This is a genomic window from Tardiphaga sp. GW821-FHT12E02 (assembly GCF_058807155.1).
Genome location: NZ_JBXAQK010000002.1, coordinates 148,228 through 165,311 on the forward strand (window position 1 = coordinate 148,228; position 17,084 = coordinate 165,311).

Sequence of the window (17,084 nt, forward strand, 5' to 3'; positions counted from 1 at the left end):
GAGTCCATCAAATGACCGCAACGATTTCACGTCTTTACGATAACTACGCCGATGCACAGACTGCTGTTCAGGGGCTTGAAGCCGCCGGTGTCCCACATTCGGACATCAGCATCGTCGCGAACAATTCCGACAACTGGTTTGACGGAAAGAAGGATCGCGATGGCGACGGCATCGATGACCGGGCAGAAGCCGCGGGCACTGGAGCGGGCATTGGTGCTGGCCTTGGTGGCGCCGCAGGGCTTTTGACTGGTCTGGGCCTTCTCGCGATACCTGGCCTCGGCCCGGTTGTCGCAGCAGGCTGGCTTGCAGCAACTGCCGTCGGTGCTGCCGCAGGTGCTGCGACAGGTGGCATCGTCGGTGCGTTGACGCAAGCCGGTGTGTCTGACGAAGAAGCGCCGCTTTATGCGGAGGGTGTCCGTCGCGGCGGCACGTTGGTGTCCGCGAAGGTTGCTGATGCGGATCGCGATCGGTTGGATGCGATCCTCGATCAGTCGTCCGTCGACATTCGCGGGCGGGGCGCTACTTGGCAGAAGACCGGTTGGACGGGCTACGACCCGGCGAGCAAGCCGTATGGTGCAGACCAAGTTCGCAAAGAACGCGAGCTTTACCGATAATTAGAGGGCCCGCTTCGGCGGGCCCTTCGCATCTTTATGGTTGGAACTTTGCATACATAAACTTATTCGCCTGCCGTCTACGAAAGCGACGATCTCATGCTCTCACCAGACCGTGGCCGGACTCCTGAAGACCTCTTTGGCCTATTGAGCATCGTCGCAAGTGCCATCCTTGCAGGGATGATCATTGCAACCCTTTATTTCGGGCGAGACCTGCTTGTACCGATCGCGCTGGCGATCCTGCTGAGCTTCGCGTTGGCGCCTCCGGTTCGGCTATTGCAGTCCCTCCATGTACCGCGAAGCCTCGCCGTCGTAGGAATCGTGCTTTGCGCGTTCGCTTGCATATTTGGGATTGGCAGCCTGTTTGCCACCCAATTGGCCGACCTGGCGGGAGATTTGCCGAGATATCAGACGACGATCAGCGACAAGATCACAACGCTTAGATCGACCACGGCCGGAAGGGGTACGCTCGAGCGTGCGTCTGACATCCTGAAGGATCTCGGCAAGGAACTCGATAGGCCGAAACCAGTCCTATCGGAGCGCCCTCTCGCAGGAACCGGAGGCAACCCGAACGGGGGGGCGGTCGTTCCGGTCCCAGTCGAGGTCCGACAGCCCGATCCAAGCGCTTTGGAGAATTTGCGTACCCTGATTTCGCCGCTTGTTCATCCATTGGCGACGACCGGGATTATCGTCATCTTCGTGATATTCATCCTCCTTCAGCGCGAGGATTTGCGAAACCGTCTGATCCGTTTGGCGGGCACGCACGACTTGCAACGCACCACTGCTGCGATCGACGACGCTGGCGGCAGATTAAGCAGACTTCTTCTGACCCAACTCGCCGTGAACGGCGCATTCGGGCTGGTAATAGGAATCGGCCTTTGGGCTATCGGGATTCCCAGTCCGGTGCTTTGGGGCGTTCTGGCCGCGGTGCTGCGCTTCGTGCCCTATATCGGTGCCGTCATCTCGGCGGCCTTTCCACTGATCCTAGCAGTCGCCGTTGATCCAGGTTGGTCGCTCCTGGCGTGGACGGCGGCGCTTTTCATCGTCGTCGAGCCCATCGTTGGACACGTCATTGAGCCGATGGCCTACGGACGGAGTACAGGCCTCTCGCCAGTGGCCATCGTCGTCGCGGCGACTTTCTGGACAGCTTTATGGGGACCGATAGGCCTCGTTCTCGCAACGCCGCTGACCGTCTGTTTGGTCGTGCTCGGCCGACATGCCGAAAAATTCCAATTTCTCGACGTCATGTTCGGAGATAGGCCTGCGCTGTCGCCACCCGAAATCTTCTACCAGCGCATGCTTGCCGATGATCCCACCGAAGCGGCGGAGAAGGCGGAGGAATTCTTGAAGGAGCGCTCCCTTCTCTCCTACTACGAGCAGGTCGCATTGAAGGGGTTAATGATGGCGCGCCACGATGTGGAGCGCGGAGTGCTAGACGCCGTTCGGCAAGCTAAGATCCGCGATGCAGTTGAGGAGTTCATCGCAGATCTTGCAGACGTCGAAGACGTTTCCGAGGTTAGAGGCAAGACCACCGATGTCGAGGCGTCGTCGGCGGTCGATAAAGTCCCGGAGAACGGCCAGGCCGAACGTGTTCCTGTGTTGCAACGCTCCGTTCTTGCTCCCGAATGGAGAAGCGAACATCCGCTGCTTTGTATCGGCGGACGCAACAAACTCGACGAGACGGCGTCGTTGATGATGGCGCATTTGGCAAAGCATCACGGGATCGAGGCATTGGCCATGCCAGCCGACACGCTCGCGACGGCGAATATCTTCCGTCTGGAGGACAGAGGCGTAGCGGCGGTATGCCTGATCTATCTCGAAATCGGCTCGCCCTCGCATATTCGGTACGCGGTCAAACGTCTGCGCCGGAAGTTGCCGAAGGCCGCAATCATTTTGTGCTGCTGGGCGGAGGACGTCGACAGGCGTGCTCTTGAACAGCTTCGCGCGGACGCGAAGGCCGATCTGGTGGCGGCGTCTCCTGCCGAGGCATTAATGTTCTGCATCGATAGCGCTTCGAGGATCGACGGCGACCCGGACGATCGGTCAGAACCACAAATGGTGATTGAAACGGCATGAGGAGGCTTCGGCATTCGATATCTGCCGAGGAGCCTTGGGAAATGAAGGATGAAACGAGGTGAGCCATCATCCCGCAATTGCTCCGAATACACGTACTACCGCTGATCCAAAAACGCGATCACACTCGGAAGAGCATCCGCCGCCGGAAGATCTTCTCGGCGGCGGTGATATCTGTTCGCCAGAGGAGGAAGCCTCGACCGACGACGACAGGCCGTTGGAGTAATGTCGTCACTGATCGGCATTTACCTGGAAGGAGAAGCTTTATGAGCGATGGTAAAAATGATCATCCGTCTATGGCGGAGAAGGGGCTGGAAACGGCGAAGGACGCAGTCCATTCCGCATCCGATCATGTCGATGAGGTCGGGCGCCATCTGAGAGAAAAGCTCGAAGCCGCGAAACGTCCGGAAAACTATCTGCAGATGCTCAAGGACGTCACTAAGGCGGCGCCGCTTGGCATGTTGGCCGTTGCATTCGTGAGCGGAGTGATCTTCGCCAGAAGGCGTGATTAAGGAGGGGCTTCCTTTGCGGAGATCTGCGTCACCTTCAATGCGGCGACCGCTACGGAGAAGCTGATAGGGGCATCAGGGCCGACACAACCTCTGCAAGCTCAGAACTCCTTTTCCCGGAAAGGCTTCGTCAGTCGCGCGAAATCCGACGCGACGTCGTCCGTCTCCGCATATCTGAGACAATCGAGATGGGCAGATTAGTCCGCGTGGCCTCAAAGCGAAGCGCCGCCTCATGTCCGCTGTTGGCGCAAAGCGGCCGCTGCAATGAAGCCAGACCTGCGGCGCCAAAAAAGGTCCAAGATCCGCTTCTGCATCCGATGCCTAACGCAAGATCGCAACCGGCGGTCGGCGAATGCTTGCCGCTTATGTCGTCGGCTCTGAGATCGATCGAAATTCGATGTCACTCAGTTGCGGCAAGGATGACGGCAACGGTCTCGTCGGGCATGTCCCATGCGGGAAAGTGACCGCTGGACTCGAACCAGTGCAGATCTGCCGATGGGAAAGCTGCTTTGGCACGGGTCGCCTGGCGGGGCAGACAAAGCCGATCCTGCCTTCCCCATCCGATCACAACGCGCCCGGTGGTTAGCGCGGCTGGCCCAGTCTGCCCTGGGCCTGTGGCAAGATCATCGACCAGCGCGTCGAACGTCGGCGTGGTGCTGAGTCCCGTCAGTTCGGTTGTCACGACATGGGGGTCAAGCACCCAAGGCCGCGCTGACAATTGTACCAGCAACGCCGTGCGCGTGACTGCATTTCGGCTAAGCGTCGGCAGCAGCGGTCGGATCGCGCGCAGCAATCGTCCCGACAGTCCGATGGTCACCTTGAAGAAGGTTCGTTCCCAACTGCGCCAAAAACCTCCCGGATCGAGTGCGACCACGTTACCGACGCTGCCGCGCCGTGCAAGTTCGAGGACGATCCGTGCGCCCATCGAACTGCCGACGATGTCGACGCCTGTCAGATCATTTTCCGCGAGATAGCGCTCGACGCTGCCAACCAGTCCGGCGAACGTGCCGCTATCGCCTTCAACCGGCGTGGCACCATGTCCGGGAAGGTCGACAGCGATCACCGTGCGATGCGCGCTGAGCGCATCAAGGATCATGCTCCACGATTGCCAACTTCCGCCGAGACCGTGAATGAGCAGCAGCTTTGGCCCGGTGCCGCGTTGGATATGATACATCTTACGCCTTTTATATTACTGCAAACCCTAACGCACCAGATCGCTTTATGGGCCATTGACGCGCGTGGTCCGGCCGGTGCCCGGATTATACGGCGCTGACACCGTCGAGACTGCCGGCGGAGGAGAGCATCGGGTCGTGACTAACCTCGAAATTCGTGAAGATCGGCTCATCGCGCAAAGCGGACCTAAAGGAAGGAAATGCACGCTCATCGCTTCTTAGTTCCCGTCCCTGCGGCGGCAAAGCCCGCAAGCAGCGCGGGCAGTGATCCGAGCAAAAGCCAAGAAGCAAGATCCCACATCCCATCACCGAAGAGGGCGGCGGCCAGACCGATGACGCTGACCAAACCGATGACGGTCGGCCACAAGAACACTGTCCGGAATATCGATGCGTTGCGCCTCATTTCGAACCTGCGCCGATCGGCCTTCTGTCAAGGCGCCGCGTCTCCGGTGGACGCTTCGCCAACCAGAGATACAGCCCGGTTACAAGAAGCCCGATCGAAATTAGTGTTAGCGCCGCCCAGATGATCTTAAGGGGCAGTCCGCCGTAGTCGCCGTAGTGGATCGGACGCGACACCAGCAGAGTGTTGAGGTACCAAGGAAATTGAATCTTGGCCGTCACTGCACCTGTTGCGGCTTCGACCAAGACAGGCTGGAACATGCGCGACGTGATCGGGCCAGTCCCAACGATGTAGACAGCGTAATGATGCGGACTGGTCGCCGTCGTCGATCCCGGAAAGATGATCGAGAAGGGCTGCGCCCCGGGCGAGGTTGCCAAAGCCGCGTTGAGGGCAGCATCGACTGAGACCGGTTTCTCCACCTTCGGGTGATCGCGGTAAGGGGCAAGGACCGCAGCAAGATCAGTTCGCTGAAAGTTGCCGACCATCGGAGCGGTTAAGGTGTTGAGCGAGCCTGTTAGGCAAACAACGCTTCCCCAGATTAGCGTCAGTATTCCGATGAGGTTATGAAAGTCGAGCCACTGCACGCGGCGCGAACGTTCGCCCCGAATTGTACCGAATGCCAGTTTCCTCGTGAAAGGCCCATAAAGAACGACGCCCGACACCATGGCAACGAAGAACATGATGCCCATAGCCCCGAAGAACAATGCGCCGGGCAGGTCGAGGAAAGCATCGGTGTGGAGCTTCAGAATGAAGCCGGTCAGCGACAGGCCCGGTCGCAATTGATCGATCAAGGCGCCGCTGCGCAGGTCATAGATAAGCCGATGCGCGGGCGGTGCCGTCACCGTCTTCGCAAGGATCAGGCGTATCTGATCGGGATGATCGTGATCCCAGAAAACGAAGCGCGGAACGTTACCAGGAAAACGCTGAAGCGCCGATGCGATGACATCGTCCAAAGCGATGTTTGGACCTGGCACGCTGTGCAGTTCGGGGCGCGGCGACAGCAAGTCGTCGATTTCCTCGCGGAATATCAGCGGCAGGCCAGTCACGCATAAAAAGAGAAGGAACACCGTGCAAATCAGACTCGTCCACTTGTGGACGAGCCCCCATGCCCGAATGCTTGCAGCGTTCAACACTTCACCAGCGGTAGCTGGCGGTCGCGAGCAACGTCCGGCGCGGGCCGTAGTTGCAGGCGGTTACGCCCGTGCAATACGCTACATATTCCTTATCGAATACGTTGTTGGCATTTATGCGCAGCTTCAAACCTTGAAGCTGCCGCGAAGCGTAGCCGAAATCGTAACCGATCCCGAAATCGTACAGCGTGACGCTTGGGATGGGCAGGGCATTGACCGTATCGCCATAGAGGCTGTCGATATAGCGCGCACCGCCGCCGATTTCGAACCCAGCCAATGCAGGCTGCGTAAATTTGTAATTTACCCAAGCCGAAGCTTGATTGAACGGAACGTAGATCGGACGCTTTCCAAGATCGGTACCGGTGCTTTGCGTGACGACCGCGTCCATGTAGGCATAGGACACGATGGCATCGAGATTACGGTTCAGTGAGGTCTTCGCCTCAAATTCCAGACCCTTGACCTGGATTTCGCCGACTTGAGTCCGGACCGCCGTGATGCGATCCGTGGAGACCACATTCTGCTGTTTCAGGTCGAATAAGGAAACGGTCAGGAGTGTGTTCGCGATAGGCTCATACTTGATGCCCGCCTCGACCTGCTCGCCCGTGGTCGGCTTGAGAACGGCACCGGCGCTGACGGTGCCCGGGGTCGGCGCGAAGGAGGTTGAATAGTTGGCATACGGCGTGATGCCGTAATCCAGTAGATATGCGGCACCGATGCGTGCCGTACCCGCGAAATCCTCCTGTCGCACCGTCGTGTTGTTGATCCGATTGGTGGTGATCGTGTCGGCAATGTCGTATCGGCCGCCGGCCGTGACGACGAGGCGGTCGAACTTGATCTGATCCTGCATGTACAGTCCGACCTGTTCCAGCGTGCTGAAGGTCGAGGTGTTGAAGGCCGGGATGGGGAAAGTGCGGCCATAGACCGGGTTGAAGATATCGAGAGTTGGTGTGACGCCTGCTGCCGAGTTCCCGAAACGATAGTCGTTGCGCTGGTATCGGTAGTCGAGTCCGGTCAGGATAGTGTGCGAAACCGGACCGGTCCAGGCGTTGATCTGGACCTGGTTATCGACAGTGAACGCATTCGCGTTTTCATCGACGAGCACGTTCGAGCGATTGAGCGTGCGCAGGTTTGCTTGCAAACCCGTGCCGCGCACGATGCTCATATCGAGATCGACGTCGGTGTATCGCAGGTTCTGGCGCACCGTGAAGATGTCATTGAAGCGATGTTCGAACTCATAACCGACCGCGAACTGTTCGCGCTTGAAGCGGTCATTCGCGGGATCACCGAGATTGCGCGACGACGGGATTTGGCCGTTGGGGTTGGCGAGCAAGGTGCCTTGCGCGGGATAGAACGGGCCGCTGATGATCGGCGTGTCCTTCTGATAATGCGAGAGCAGCGTAAAGGTGGTGTCGTTGGTCGGCCGCCACGTCAGGCTTGGTGCGACAACGACGTGGTCATCCGTGTTGAAATCGACTTGTGTATCGCTCTTCCGACCGACGCCGACGAACCGGTAAAGGAGCGACTTGTCGGCCGTGAGCGGGCCGGACGTATCGACTGCAATTTGCGTTCGATTGTAATTGCCGACCTGCAATAGCACCTCGTTGAACGGCACTTCGGTCGGCCGTTTGCTGACAAAATTGACAAGACCGCCTGGTGCGTTCTGGCCATAGAGGACGGACGCAGGGCCCTTAAGAACCTCGATGCGTTCGAGCGTGTATGGATCGATGAAAGGCGTCGCATACGTCCCGCCGGGCAGGATCATGCCGTCCAGCGCGGTACGGTTGAGAACATCGAAGCCGCGCACGGTGATCCAATTATAACGAGGATCAAAGCCAGTTCGTTCGGCGTTCACGCCGGGCGTATATCTTAACGCCTCCGCTACTGAGTTTGCACCCTGTGCCCGGATCTGGTCCTGCGTGACAACGTTTATCGCCTGTGGCGTCTCCAGGATCGAGGTATTCGTTTTGGTCCCGGTCGCGCTTCGGCCAGCCACATATCCTTGAACTGCTCCCTTCGGTTGCTCAACAGCAACGGGGGCAGGAGCTGGTGCAACAGGAACGGCTGTGCGAGCGCGGGACGCGCTAACTGCGCGGGTCGTTCGCGCCGCAGATCGCGTTGCAGTTTTCGGGCGACTCGGCGAGGCGGTTGGCGCCGTCACGGTGACCGCGGGAAGCTGGCTCGATGTTGCGGGTGCAGTTTGCGCGTGGCTCGTTCCGTGAAATGCTGCAACCAGTGCGGCCGCAACGCTCGTCGTGCTGACAAAAAGTTTGCGTAAATGCATAGCGATCTCGATTGATTTCCGGCTCGGGAGGAGGGAGCTGGCAATTTTTTGATGATTGGGAGCGCGGAGCGGCGGCGGCGCATAAGTTGTCGGTAGCTTACGCGTCACATGGCTTGAAGTGCTCTCAGGCAACACTGCGCAGGAAAGCCACTGGTGCGACAAAAGGTCATTTTAGCTTCACACACGCCGTGTTCCAGGGAGGAACACATGATGGCTAACGGCGCGATCAGGCCTTAAGTTGAAGAGGCCCGGATGGCGGCCGCAACGTATACCGCGCGTGGCCGGGGTTTGGGGCAAAGCCGTCTAAGAACTAAAGGGACCGCATCTGCCGATGTCGCTTTTGACGTCTATCGTCGAATTGGATAGTCGGTCGCGAGGATGCTCTCTAGTTCGGCGATAAACATCCGCACTTTAGGTAGAACGAGTTTGGCGGTGGGATACACGACCCAGATCGTGTGATCGCCCGCACTGGCGCCGTCGAGGTCAATGCGGACAAGGGTGCCGTCGCGCAGGTTCTCCCGGACGTTCCAATGAGAGAGGAGAGTGATCCCGGCGCCGTGGAGACAGGCATCGTGGAGAGCATCGGCAGTTGCGGTAAGTCGCACGTCGATGGGGACTTGCCGCTCGCGGCCGTCGACGCGGAAAGGCCAGTGGGTTGATCCAGAGAGCGTCAGGCACGCGTGGAGCTTCAAATCCGCAGCAGTGCGGGGGCGTCCGAACTCCTCGATGTAGCTTGGTGCCGCAACCAATATGCGAGGGCTGATCCCGATCGGGCGTGCGACCAGGCTGTTCTCTCTCGGTTCTGAAAACCGGATCGCCAGATCCATGCCGGTCCCCGAGATGTCCACGACCTCGTCGGTCAACACCATGTCGATGCGAAGCGACGGGTGGCTTCTCAGCAAACGTGGAACGATCGGGGCTATCAGTTTCCGTCCGAAGGCTGTCGAGGTGTTGATCCGAAGCGTTCCGGAGACACCTTCCTTGGTGGCGCGAAGATTGGCACGTGCGGCGAGTTCGCCTTCGACGAGCGCCTGCGCGTACGGCAGGAATGCTTCGCCTTCGGGCGTCAGCGACATCGAACGGGTGGTTCGGTGGAATAGCCGGACGCCGAGATCTTGTTCCAGGGCGGCGAGTCGGCGTGTTGCCACCATGGGAGAAATGCAAAGGCGGCGGGCTGCGCCGGCAAGGCTTCCTGCCAAGGCGGCATCGACCATAACGGCCACGGCGTCGGTATCCATTGTATCGCATTCCGATATGACGGCTTATCGATTGGTGACACTACAGCGGAAATCGATGCGTGGCTAGTTTGGGCTCAGCAACGCACTCAAGGGGTTTCCGATGTCCGAACTTGCAACGCCATCCGTCGATTCGGTTGCTCGACCGCTCGGTCGCCCGCTGGCCTTCGCGATGGCCGCCGCGACCGGTGTGGCAGTAGCCAACATCTACTACAACCAGCCGATGCTCGGGGTGATACAAGCGGCGTTTCCAGGCCAGCGCGCTGCGGAGCTGATCCCGACGGCCACCCAGATCGGCTATGCCGCCGGGCTGTTTCTCCTCGTGCCACTCGGCGACATGATGGATCGGCGACGGCTCATCATCGTGCAGTTCGGCTTTCTCGCCGCAGCGCTTGCGCTTGCCGCCATGGCGCCTACTGCCTGGGCGCTGGTTGCGGCGTCCCTTGCGGTCGGCGTAACAGCTACCGTCGCGCAGCAGATCATTCCGTTCGCAGCTTCGCTCGTGTCACCGGAGCGGCGCGGCCAGGCCGTCGGCACGATCATGTCCGGCCTGCTATGCGGGTTGCTGTTCAGCCGCACGCTGGCAGGCTTCGTCGCCAGCCACGCGGGATGGCGCGAAATGTTCTGGTTAGCAGTTCCTTTGGCGGTCGTTGCCGCAGGCACGATGGCTGTCGCGCTTCCTCGCAATCATCCCTACATGGCGATGCCCTATACCGACGCGATGAGATCTATGGGCAAGCTGTGGAGGTCGGAGCCGACACTTCGATCGGCGACAATCGCGCAAGCAGCTCTTTTTGCGTCGTTCACGGTCTTTTGGACCATCTTGGCGTTCCATCTACGGGGACCGCAATTCTCCCTCGGCGCAGGGGTCGCGGGGCTTTTCGGAATCGTAGGCGCCATTGGCGTCGTAGCGGCACCGGTGGCCGGTCGGCTTGCCGATCGTCGTGGACCGCGCGCAGTCGCCGCCGTCGGCATTGCGATCACGATCGTTTCGTGGCTCATCTTCGGACTCTGGACCACCTTACTTGGACTGATCGTGGGGGTCATCGTTCTCGACTTCGGGGTGACGACAGCCCTTATATCCAATCAGCACGTCGCCTTCGGACTTCATCCGCAAGCACGCGGAAGGATCAACACGATCTTCATGACCGGGATGTTCCTTGGCGGTTCGTTGGGATCTGCAGGCGCGACGGTCGTATGGAACGAAGGGGGGTGGATCTCGACGACAGTATTCGGTGGCGCACTCGCGCTTCTTGCGGCAAGTGTCCATGCCTACCTCCGCAGACAGCGAATGCGACCGTAACTCCAACTTTGCTTGAATATTAGTACGGTAAGACGTACGTTTTAGCTTCTTGGATGAAATCCGCCACGTCTCGGACGAGATGGTAAGAAGCTGAACAACAACTATCCGCTTGGCTTAGTCTGTTCGCTAACAAATGCTAGTCGGGCGGCAGCTTCTGGCGCAGAGCAGACGACATGCAACGAGAACTGACCGGCGATGGCGCCTCTCCATCCGCTGCAATGGGGCTAAGCCCGCAAAGCCAGCAGGCGAATCGCCTAGCGAGCTGTTCTCAAAAATGGTTACCTCCCTCTTGCATTTCGGAACCAATCGGTTCATATCATTCGCATGCTGCCAAATAATGCCAATCTCCCCGTCGGTCGTCCTCGCGAGTTTGATCTCGACGAGGCTGTCAAGCGCGCAATGCATGTGTTTTGGGATCGCGGCTATCACGATGCATCGCTACCCGATTTGCTGAATGGAATGAAACTGTCGAAAGGCAGCTTCTACAAGGCTTTCGGCGACAAGAAGTCGGTCTTCCTGCGCGCGCTCAAGCTCTATACCGAAGATGGCGTTCGCAACGTGCAGGAGGTGCTTCGATCGGATCCGTCACCAAAGGCGGCAATCCGCAACGCCTTCATACGGTACGCGGATTTGTCGTCGGGTAGCAAAGGTGTCCGAGGCTGTTTCGCTGTCCTGACCGCCGCCGAGATGCTGCCGGGAGATCCGGACATTGCCGATCTTATCAAGCGTTTATTCGCGCGGCTGCAAGACCTGTTCGCCGCCACGGTGGCGAAAGGACAGGCTGCAGGTGAAATCAGGAATGATTGCGACCCCAAAGTCATCGCTCATTTCATCGTCTCCCATGCCCAAGGCATGCGGATTCTTGGAAAAGTTGGGTCGCGTCGCGACGACATGCTGAGAAATATCGATCTCCTGATGGAGGCTGTTCTCTAAACTCTAATTAGGAACCGAATGGTCCTTATTATGTTGAAATTTGCCATGACGAACGTACACCCAAGACAATTTGCGCGCCTCTCGTTGATCGGTGCAGTCACCACAATGCTCGCGGGCTGTGCAAGCAGCAGCGATCTGGTCAAGCGGGAAACCAACAAAACACCTGCTGCCTATGCGGAGCTGATCGACGGCGTTCATACCATACCGGAAGTCAACATATCCGGCGTGGATCCGGAGATGCTGCGACAGCGCGTGGACTATCCGACGAATGAACCGGCAGGAACGATCATTGTCGATACGCCCGCTCGCCATCTCTATCTTGTCGAGGGCGGTGGAAAGGCGATGCGCTACGGCATCGGCGTCGGCAAGGAGGGGCTCGCCTTCGCCGGCACGGCGATTATCAGGCGAAAGGCAGAATGGCCGCGCTGGAGTCCGACACAGAACATGATCGCTCGGGAGCCTACGCGATACCGGCCTTTCGCAGGCGGGATGGCGGGCGGCCTCGGCAACCCGCTCGGGCCGCGCGCGCTCTATCTGTACCAAGGCGAGCGAGACACCCTATTCCGTATTCATGGCACGACCGAGCCTGAGACGATCGGCAGCGCTGTCTCGAGCGGATGCATCCGGCTCATCAATCAGGACATCGTCGATCTGTACAGCCGGGCCTCGGTCGGCAGTCGCGTCATCGTGGTTCAGGGCGGCCGGGCGCTGAGTTCCTGAGCACAGTTTCCCAACAACAGGAGAACAGACATGCAGATTGGATTTATCGGTCTTGGCAGCATGGGCTCGGCCATGGCGCTCAACCTGGTGAAGGCCGGACACGATGTGCGGGCCTGGAACCGGAGCAAGGTTGCCCCGGGCGGCGTGCCCGGAGTCACGCTGGTCGAGAGCGCAGCGGAGGCATTCAAGGCCGACGCCGCATTTACGATGCTGTCCGACGATGCGGCCATCCGGGACGTGATCCTCGATGCCGGCTTGCTGGCCGGCGCCCGACCAAGGCTGACCCATGTCGTCACCTCGACGATCTCGGTTGCCTTCGCGCGGGAGCTCGCGCTCGCACACGACGCGGCAGGTGTCGGCTATGTGTCGGCGCCGGTGCTCGGCCGGCCGAATGTCGCAGCAAGTGGCCAGCTCAACATCCTGGCGGCCGGGAAGGGCGATGCACTCGCAGCGGTCGCGCCGCTGCTCGCACCGCTCAGCAAAAAGGTCTGGACGCTGGGGGAGGAGCCCGCTCGGGCCAATGCAGCCAAGCTCGCGTGCAACATGATGATCGCCATGGCCATCGAGGCAATGGGCGAGGCTGTGCTGCTGACAGAGAGCTTCGGCCTCGATCGCGCGGACTTTTTCGAGCTCATTCTTGGCACACTTTTCTCGGGTCGCGCCTATGAGAGCTACAGCGCGCAGATCACAGAGCGGGCGTTCGAGCCGGGCTTCAAAGCCAAGCTCGCGCTCAAGGACATGCGCCTGGCAACCGAAGCCAGCAACGCGATCGGACGCGAACTACCGATGCTCGATGTTGTGCGCGAACGGTTGAGCAACGCTGTTTCGGCCGGGCTCGGTGAAAAGGATTGGTCGATCATGGCTGACATCACGGTGCGCGGCAGCAGCCGCTTCGCGTCTGAAAGAAATTCGGAGAAGATGCAATGAAGACCTGGTTTATTACGGGTTGCTCAAGCGGCTTCGGACGACGGCTTGCTCTTGCCGCGGCGCTGCGCGGCGATCAGGTCATCGCGACAGCCCGCGATGTTGCGACCATTGAGGAGATGGCCCGGCCTTTCGCAGACCGCATGATCACGTTGCCGCTCGACGTGACGAACCCGGCAACTGCCAAAGAGGCTGTCGTCATGGCGGCCCATGCTTTTGGTGGGTTCGACGTGCTGGTCAACAACGCCGGCTACGGGCTTTACGGCGCGATCGAGGAAGGCACGCCCGAAGAATATCGACCGATGTTCGATGTGAATGTTTTCGGTTTGATCGAGACGACCAAGGCCGCCTTGCCTGTCCTGCGCCGTACGGGCGGAACCATCGTTAACATGTCGTCCGGCGCCGGCATCGCGGGCGGCGGAGGCGGCGGCTACTACAACGCCGCCAAGTTTGCCGTGGAAGGCGTTTCCGAGGCGCTCGCCGATGAGCTGAAGCCTTTCGGCATCCGTGTTCTGATCGTCGAGCCTGGACCGTTTCGCACTGATTTTCTCGGTCGCTCCATCACCATTGCAGCGAACGAGATGCCGGAATATGCCGCAAGCTCGCGCAAGCACTACCGCGAAACCAACGACGGCAATCAGGCTGGCGATCCCGACAAGGCGATCGCGGTGATCCTGCAAGCGGTTGATTCGGGTGACGCTCCGCTGCATCTGCCACTGGGCCCCGTCGCGCACTCGATCGCCGAGCGGAAGCTGGCCGCGTTCCGTCGGGATATCGACGCATGGCGCGACATCGCGATCGCTACCAACTTCGAGCAGCTCTGATCGCTGGTACGAACTCAAACGCCTGACCGAGGTGAAAGCATGATCGCAACTTTGAACGGGTTTATCCAGCGACTGATGCCGGTTAATGGCATCAAGATCAACGCCGTCACCGGAGGTTCGGGCCCGCCGATCCTTCTTCTTCACGGCTGGCCGGAGACGTGGTGGGAATGGCACAAGGTCATGCCGATGCTTGCCGAGAACTTCAGTGTGGTCGCCATGGATCTGCGTGGCGCGGGCTTCTCCGACTGTCCGCTCGACGGCTACGACAAAGCTACATTGGCGCGCGACGCCCATGAAGTGATGGTTGGTCTTGGGCATGAACGCTACGCCGTATGTGGACACGACATCGGCGGAATGGTCGCCTTGCCGCAGGCAGCCATTTATCGGAACGCCGTGACCCATCTGGCCGTCCTAGACGTTCCGCTTCCCGGTTGGACCGAGTGGGAGGCTACGACCGCAGAGCTCTGGCATTTCAGCTTCCACATGACCAGGGATCTGCCTGAGCGTCTGATTCATGGCCGTGAATATGACTACATCTCGACATTTATGGCTGAGCGCTTTTACGATCACAGCACGTTCAACTTGGCAGACATAGACATCTACGCCAAAGCTATGGCACTTCCCGGCCGCACGCGCGGCGGTATGGAATGGTATCGTAGCCTTGCCTCCGACCATGCAGCCGCGCTCGAGTACAAGAAGCAACCGCTCAAGATACCGGTGCTAGGCCTTGGTGGCGATCAGCGCTTCGGTGCGCATATGGTGCCGATGCTCAACGAGTTCGCCAGCAATGTGACGGGCGGCTCGATCGCACGGTGCAGCCATTATGTCGCGGACGAGCGGCCTGATGAAGTCGCAGCCGCTCTCACCGATTTCCTCAAGACCAACTGAATCCGGCGCTCGCGCCCTCTTGTCGAGAAAATAGCAAAGGAGACTGTCATGACGGCATCCGTTATTCGCGGCGTCAATCATATCGGCATCGTCGTGCCCGATATCGAAGCGGCCAAATCATTCTTGGTGGAAGCTTTCGGCGGCCAGGTGATCTACCAGTCCTTCGGACCGCAGGATCCGCCGCGGCAAGGATCGGAATTCGAGCGCGCCGTCGGTGCTTTCCCTGGAACGGTCGTGCGTGGCCAGGCGATGGTCAAGATTGGGACTGGAGCCGACATCGAGCTCTTCGAAATGCATGGCCCGGAGCAAGCTCAGCCGGTACGCGCAAGTGACTTTGGCATCACGCACTTCGGTATCTACACCGACGACATCGACGTGTCGGTCGAGCGGTTTGCGAAAGCTGGGGGCACGCCCCTTACCGCCCCGCGCGCTATTCCCTATGCGACGGAAAAAGGCCCTAGGAACAAGGTCTGTTACGGGCGCATGCCGTGGGGCACGACGGTTGAATTCATAACGACACCCGATCGTATGGCATATCGTGACCAGACCGATTTACGCAGATGGCAGGACGAGGATTGAGCAGAACGCGAGAGGGGCTGTATCGCTTAATGAGACCGAATAGCCGTAGATGGCGCAAAGCGAACGTTACTGACTTAGCGATCGATGCGCGATGACGTCGATGACCGCGACTCCTCCGTATGGGATGGCGGACACACCGATCACCGTTCGGGCGGGGCGCGGCGCGGCGAAACGGGCTTCGAATTGCGCATTGGCAGTTGCGCGTAAGCGTATGTCCAATAGGAAATACGTTACCTTGGTCACCGAATCCAAGCCGAGGCCGATAGAAGCGAGCCGGCGCTCCACCTCATCAAGGGCCGCGTCCATGGCTGCCTGGTCACCTGCGACGGGCAGATGTGTCGCGTAATCGATGGTGGTGGCGCCCGAGACATAGGCGACACCATCTCTCTCGTAGACCAGACTGTAGGGATGCTCGATGTTCGCCATGACGGTTTCCAATGGTGCCGTGACGCCAGTCGTCGCCGGCTACGCGTTGGTGAACGATCCGTCGAAGACGTCGGCGATGGCAAAGGATGACGTCAGGAAACCGTTCAGCTTGAGCAGAGCCTGGGTGGTGTCGAACTCGCCCGGCGAGAGCTTGCCGGTCTCCGAAACGGCGGGCTGAATGCGTTTGACCGAATCCAGCAGCACCGCCTCGCCAAGACTGCCCAAGGCGGGCATCAGGGCCGCAACGACGGCTTCGGGCGGAGATGTGCGGATGAAATCCGACGCCTTCTTGTAGGCGCTGACGGCGGCTTCGACGGTGGAGCGGTTGGCCGACAGATAGTCCGGCGTGGTCCAGAGTCCTTCCATCATGAAATGGGCGAGCTTCGGATCTTCACCGCGCGCATTGTTGACGAATGATGTGGCCTTGCCTTCCTGGATCAGTTTCTCGCCGATAGGCATGGAGATATAGATCACATCGACAGCGCCGTTATCGAGTGCGGCCGCCAGCGCGGGAGGACCGCCGACCGCAACGACCTGCGCGTCCTTGTCCGGATTGAGCCCGGCCGAGACCAGATTGAAACGGGCAAGCTGCCATGTCAGCGCACCCGGCCGGGTGACGCCGATCTTCATGCCCTTCATCCGGGCGAGCTTTTCGCCGAGCGGCATGTAATCGGTGATACCATATTTGGCCGCTGCGGCCTTGCTAATTGTCGCATTGACGATGGAGCGGTTTAAAAGACTGAGAACACAGATCAGCTTCTGCCCCTGCTGGAGAGCGGGAAGAATCTGGGCGCCGTCATTGACGGTCATCTCGGCGCGCCCGCCGAGCACCAGTTGAACATCGGGGCCGCCGCCGCCGGTGTCGATGATCTGGGCGGTCAGGCCGGCCTGGTTGAAATAGCCGTTCTGAGCGGCGACGTAGCTTTGCATATAGGCCAGCGAGGTGACCGCATGGGTGATGCGCAGCGGCTTGCCGCCGGCCTGGGCGAGAACCACGGTTGGCTGCGTCACGGTGGTGACCGTTGCGCCAGCAAGGCCGGAAACGAAGGCACGACGTGAAATCATCGAAGTCTCCT

Annotated in this window: 17 protein-coding genes; 10 read left to right on the plus strand and 7 right to left on the minus strand. The window is 59.7% G+C overall.

Annotated elements, in window-relative coordinates; translation table 11 throughout:
• The first annotated feature begins 11 nt into the window (after positions 1 to 11).
• The 3 genes from AC1RQ5_RS28210 (at position 12) to AC1RQ5_RS28220 (ending at position 3,196) form a co-directional block, all read left to right on the plus strand.
• On the plus strand, positions 12 to 614 hold the full coding sequence (locus tag AC1RQ5_RS28210) for a general stress protein (protein ID WP_493203929.1): 603 nt from the start codon (positions 12 to 14) through the stop codon (positions 612 to 614).
• 96 nt (positions 615 to 710) lie between these two features.
• On the plus strand, positions 711 to 2,687 hold the full coding sequence (locus tag AC1RQ5_RS28215; RefSeq protein ID WP_493203931.1) for an AI-2E family transporter: 1,977 nt from the start codon (positions 711 to 713) through the stop codon (positions 2,685 to 2,687).
• A gap of 263 nt (positions 2,688 to 2,950) precedes the next feature.
• Entirely contained in the window at positions 2,951 to 3,196 is a 246-nt protein-coding gene (locus AC1RQ5_RS28220) for a hypothetical protein (protein WP_493203933.1), read from the plus strand.
• 397 nt (positions 3,197 to 3,593) lie between these two features.
• Here AC1RQ5_RS28220 and AC1RQ5_RS28225 read toward each other — a convergent pair whose 3' ends face one another.
• The 5 genes from AC1RQ5_RS28225 to AC1RQ5_RS28245 all read right to left on the minus strand — a co-directional run bounded on the left by AC1RQ5_RS28225 (position 3,594) and on the right by AC1RQ5_RS28245 (position 9,414).
• Positions 3,594 to 4,367, minus strand: a complete 774-nt coding sequence (locus AC1RQ5_RS28225; protein ID WP_493203934.1) for an alpha/beta fold hydrolase — start codon at positions 4,365 to 4,367, stop codon at positions 3,594 to 3,596.
• A 206-nt stretch (positions 4,368 to 4,573) separates the two neighbouring features.
• Positions 4,574 to 4,732, minus strand: coding sequence for a hypothetical protein (locus tag AC1RQ5_RS28230; protein WP_493203936.1), 159 nt, complete (start codon positions 4,730 to 4,732; stop codon positions 4,574 to 4,576).
• 32 nt (positions 4,733 to 4,764) lie between these two features.
• Positions 4,765 to 5,832, minus strand: coding sequence for a PepSY-associated TM helix domain-containing protein (locus AC1RQ5_RS28235; protein WP_493203938.1), 1,068 nt, complete (start codon positions 5,830 to 5,832; stop codon positions 4,765 to 4,767).
• Positions 5,833 to 5,899: 67 nt separating this feature from the next.
• Positions 5,900 to 8,176, minus strand: a complete 2,277-nt coding sequence (locus AC1RQ5_RS28240; protein ID WP_493203940.1) for a TonB-dependent siderophore receptor — start codon at positions 8,174 to 8,176, stop codon at positions 5,900 to 5,902.
• Between the two features lie 347 nt (positions 8,177 to 8,523).
• Entirely contained in the window at positions 8,524 to 9,414 is an 891-nt protein-coding gene (locus AC1RQ5_RS28245; RefSeq protein ID WP_493203941.1) for a LysR family transcriptional regulator, read from the minus strand.
• A 100-nt stretch (positions 9,415 to 9,514) separates the two neighbouring features.
• On the opposite strand from AC1RQ5_RS28245, the gene AC1RQ5_RS28250 reads away from it, so the two are divergent.
• From AC1RQ5_RS28250 to AC1RQ5_RS28280, 7 genes are all read left to right on the plus strand, one after another.
• Positions 9,515 to 10,714, plus strand: coding sequence for an MFS transporter (locus AC1RQ5_RS28250; protein WP_493203943.1), 1,200 nt, complete (start codon positions 9,515 to 9,517; stop codon positions 10,712 to 10,714).
• Positions 10,715 to 11,038: 324 nt separating this feature from the next.
• Positions 11,039 to 11,647, plus strand: a complete 609-nt coding sequence (locus tag AC1RQ5_RS28255; protein WP_493203944.1) for a TetR/AcrR family transcriptional regulator — start codon at positions 11,039 to 11,041, stop codon at positions 11,645 to 11,647.
• Positions 11,648 to 11,692: 45 nt separating this feature from the next.
• Positions 11,693 to 12,367, plus strand: coding sequence for a L,D-transpeptidase (locus tag AC1RQ5_RS28260; protein ID WP_493203946.1), 675 nt, complete (start codon positions 11,693 to 11,695; stop codon positions 12,365 to 12,367).
• A 30-nt stretch (positions 12,368 to 12,397) separates the two neighbouring features.
• On the plus strand, positions 12,398 to 13,294 hold the full coding sequence (locus AC1RQ5_RS28265; RefSeq protein WP_493203948.1) for an NAD(P)-dependent oxidoreductase: 897 nt from the start codon (positions 12,398 to 12,400) through the stop codon (positions 13,292 to 13,294).
• A complete protein-coding gene (locus AC1RQ5_RS28270; protein WP_493203950.1) occupies positions 13,291 to 14,115 on the plus strand; it encodes an oxidoreductase in 825 nt (274 codons plus the stop codon). The genes AC1RQ5_RS28265 and AC1RQ5_RS28270 overlap by 4 nt, the downstream gene beginning before the upstream one ends.
• A gap of 39 nt (positions 14,116 to 14,154) precedes the next feature.
• The gene (locus AC1RQ5_RS28275; RefSeq protein ID WP_493203951.1) at positions 14,155 to 15,003 is read left to right on the plus strand and encodes an alpha/beta fold hydrolase; all 849 of its coding nucleotides are present in this window, start codon (positions 14,155 to 14,157) and stop codon (positions 15,001 to 15,003) included.
• A gap of 48 nt (positions 15,004 to 15,051) precedes the next feature.
• A complete protein-coding gene (locus tag AC1RQ5_RS28280) occupies positions 15,052 to 15,582 on the plus strand; it encodes a VOC family protein (protein ID WP_493203953.1) in 531 nt (176 codons plus the stop codon).
• Positions 15,583 to 15,648: 66 nt separating this feature from the next.
• Here the strand turns inward: AC1RQ5_RS28280 and AC1RQ5_RS28285 are convergent, their stop codons facing one another.
• Together AC1RQ5_RS28285 and AC1RQ5_RS28290 are read right to left on the minus strand one after the other, a co-directional pair.
• Entirely contained in the window at positions 15,649 to 16,008 is a 360-nt protein-coding gene (locus AC1RQ5_RS28285; RefSeq protein ID WP_493203955.1) for a RidA family protein, read from the minus strand.
• Positions 16,009 to 16,047: 39 nt separating this feature from the next.
• Positions 16,048 to 17,073 carry an ABC transporter substrate-binding protein gene (locus AC1RQ5_RS28290; RefSeq protein ID WP_493203957.1) on the minus strand — a complete coding sequence of 342 codons (1,026 nt, stop codon included), beginning with the start codon at positions 17,071 to 17,073 and terminating at the stop codon, positions 16,048 to 16,050.
• Positions 17,074 to 17,084 lie beyond the last annotated feature (11 nt).

Bases quoted from the DNA above. Each gene is read 5' to 3' on its own strand.
- AC1RQ5_RS28245 (WP_493203941.1), bottom strand. From the start codon at position 9,414: ATGGATACCGACGCCGTGGCCGTTATGGTCGATGCCGCCTTGGCAGGA.
- AC1RQ5_RS28275 (WP_493203951.1), top strand. From the start codon at position 14,155: ATGATCGCAACTTTGAACGGGTTTATCCAGCGACTGATGCCGGTTAAT.
- AC1RQ5_RS28255 (WP_493203944.1), top strand. From the start codon at position 11,039: ATGCTGCCAAATAATGCCAATCTCCCCGTCGGTCGTCCTCGCGAGTTT.
- AC1RQ5_RS28220 (WP_493203933.1), top strand. From the start codon at position 2,951: ATGAGCGATGGTAAAAATGATCATCCGTCTATGGCGGAGAAGGGGCTG.
- AC1RQ5_RS28260 (WP_493203946.1), top strand. From the start codon at position 11,693: ATGACGAACGTACACCCAAGACAATTTGCGCGCCTCTCGTTGATCGGT.
- AC1RQ5_RS28210 (WP_493203929.1), top strand. From the start codon at position 12: ATGACCGCAACGATTTCACGTCTTTACGATAACTACGCCGATGCACAG.
- AC1RQ5_RS28215 (WP_493203931.1), top strand. From the start codon at position 711: ATGCTCTCACCAGACCGTGGCCGGACTCCTGAAGACCTCTTTGGCCTA.
- AC1RQ5_RS28285 (WP_493203955.1), bottom strand. From the start codon at position 16,008: ATGGCGAACATCGAGCATCCCTACAGTCTGGTCTACGAGAGAGATGGT.
- AC1RQ5_RS28265 (WP_493203948.1), top strand. From the start codon at position 12,398: ATGCAGATTGGATTTATCGGTCTTGGCAGCATGGGCTCGGCCATGGCG.
- AC1RQ5_RS28290 (WP_493203957.1), bottom strand. From the start codon at position 17,073: ATGATTTCACGTCGTGCCTTCGTTTCCGGCCTTGCTGGCGCAACGGTC.
- AC1RQ5_RS28250 (WP_493203943.1), top strand. From the start codon at position 9,515: ATGTCCGAACTTGCAACGCCATCCGTCGATTCGGTTGCTCGACCGCTC.
- AC1RQ5_RS28280 (WP_493203953.1), top strand. From the start codon at position 15,052: ATGACGGCATCCGTTATTCGCGGCGTCAATCATATCGGCATCGTCGTG.
- AC1RQ5_RS28240 (WP_493203940.1), bottom strand. From the start codon at position 8,176: ATGCATTTACGCAAACTTTTTGTCAGCACGACGAGCGTTGCGGCCGCA.
- AC1RQ5_RS28225 (WP_493203934.1), bottom strand. From the start codon at position 4,367: ATGTATCATATCCAACGCGGCACCGGGCCAAAGCTGCTGCTCATTCAC.
- AC1RQ5_RS28270 (WP_493203950.1), top strand. From the start codon at position 13,291: ATGAAGACCTGGTTTATTACGGGTTGCTCAAGCGGCTTCGGACGACGG.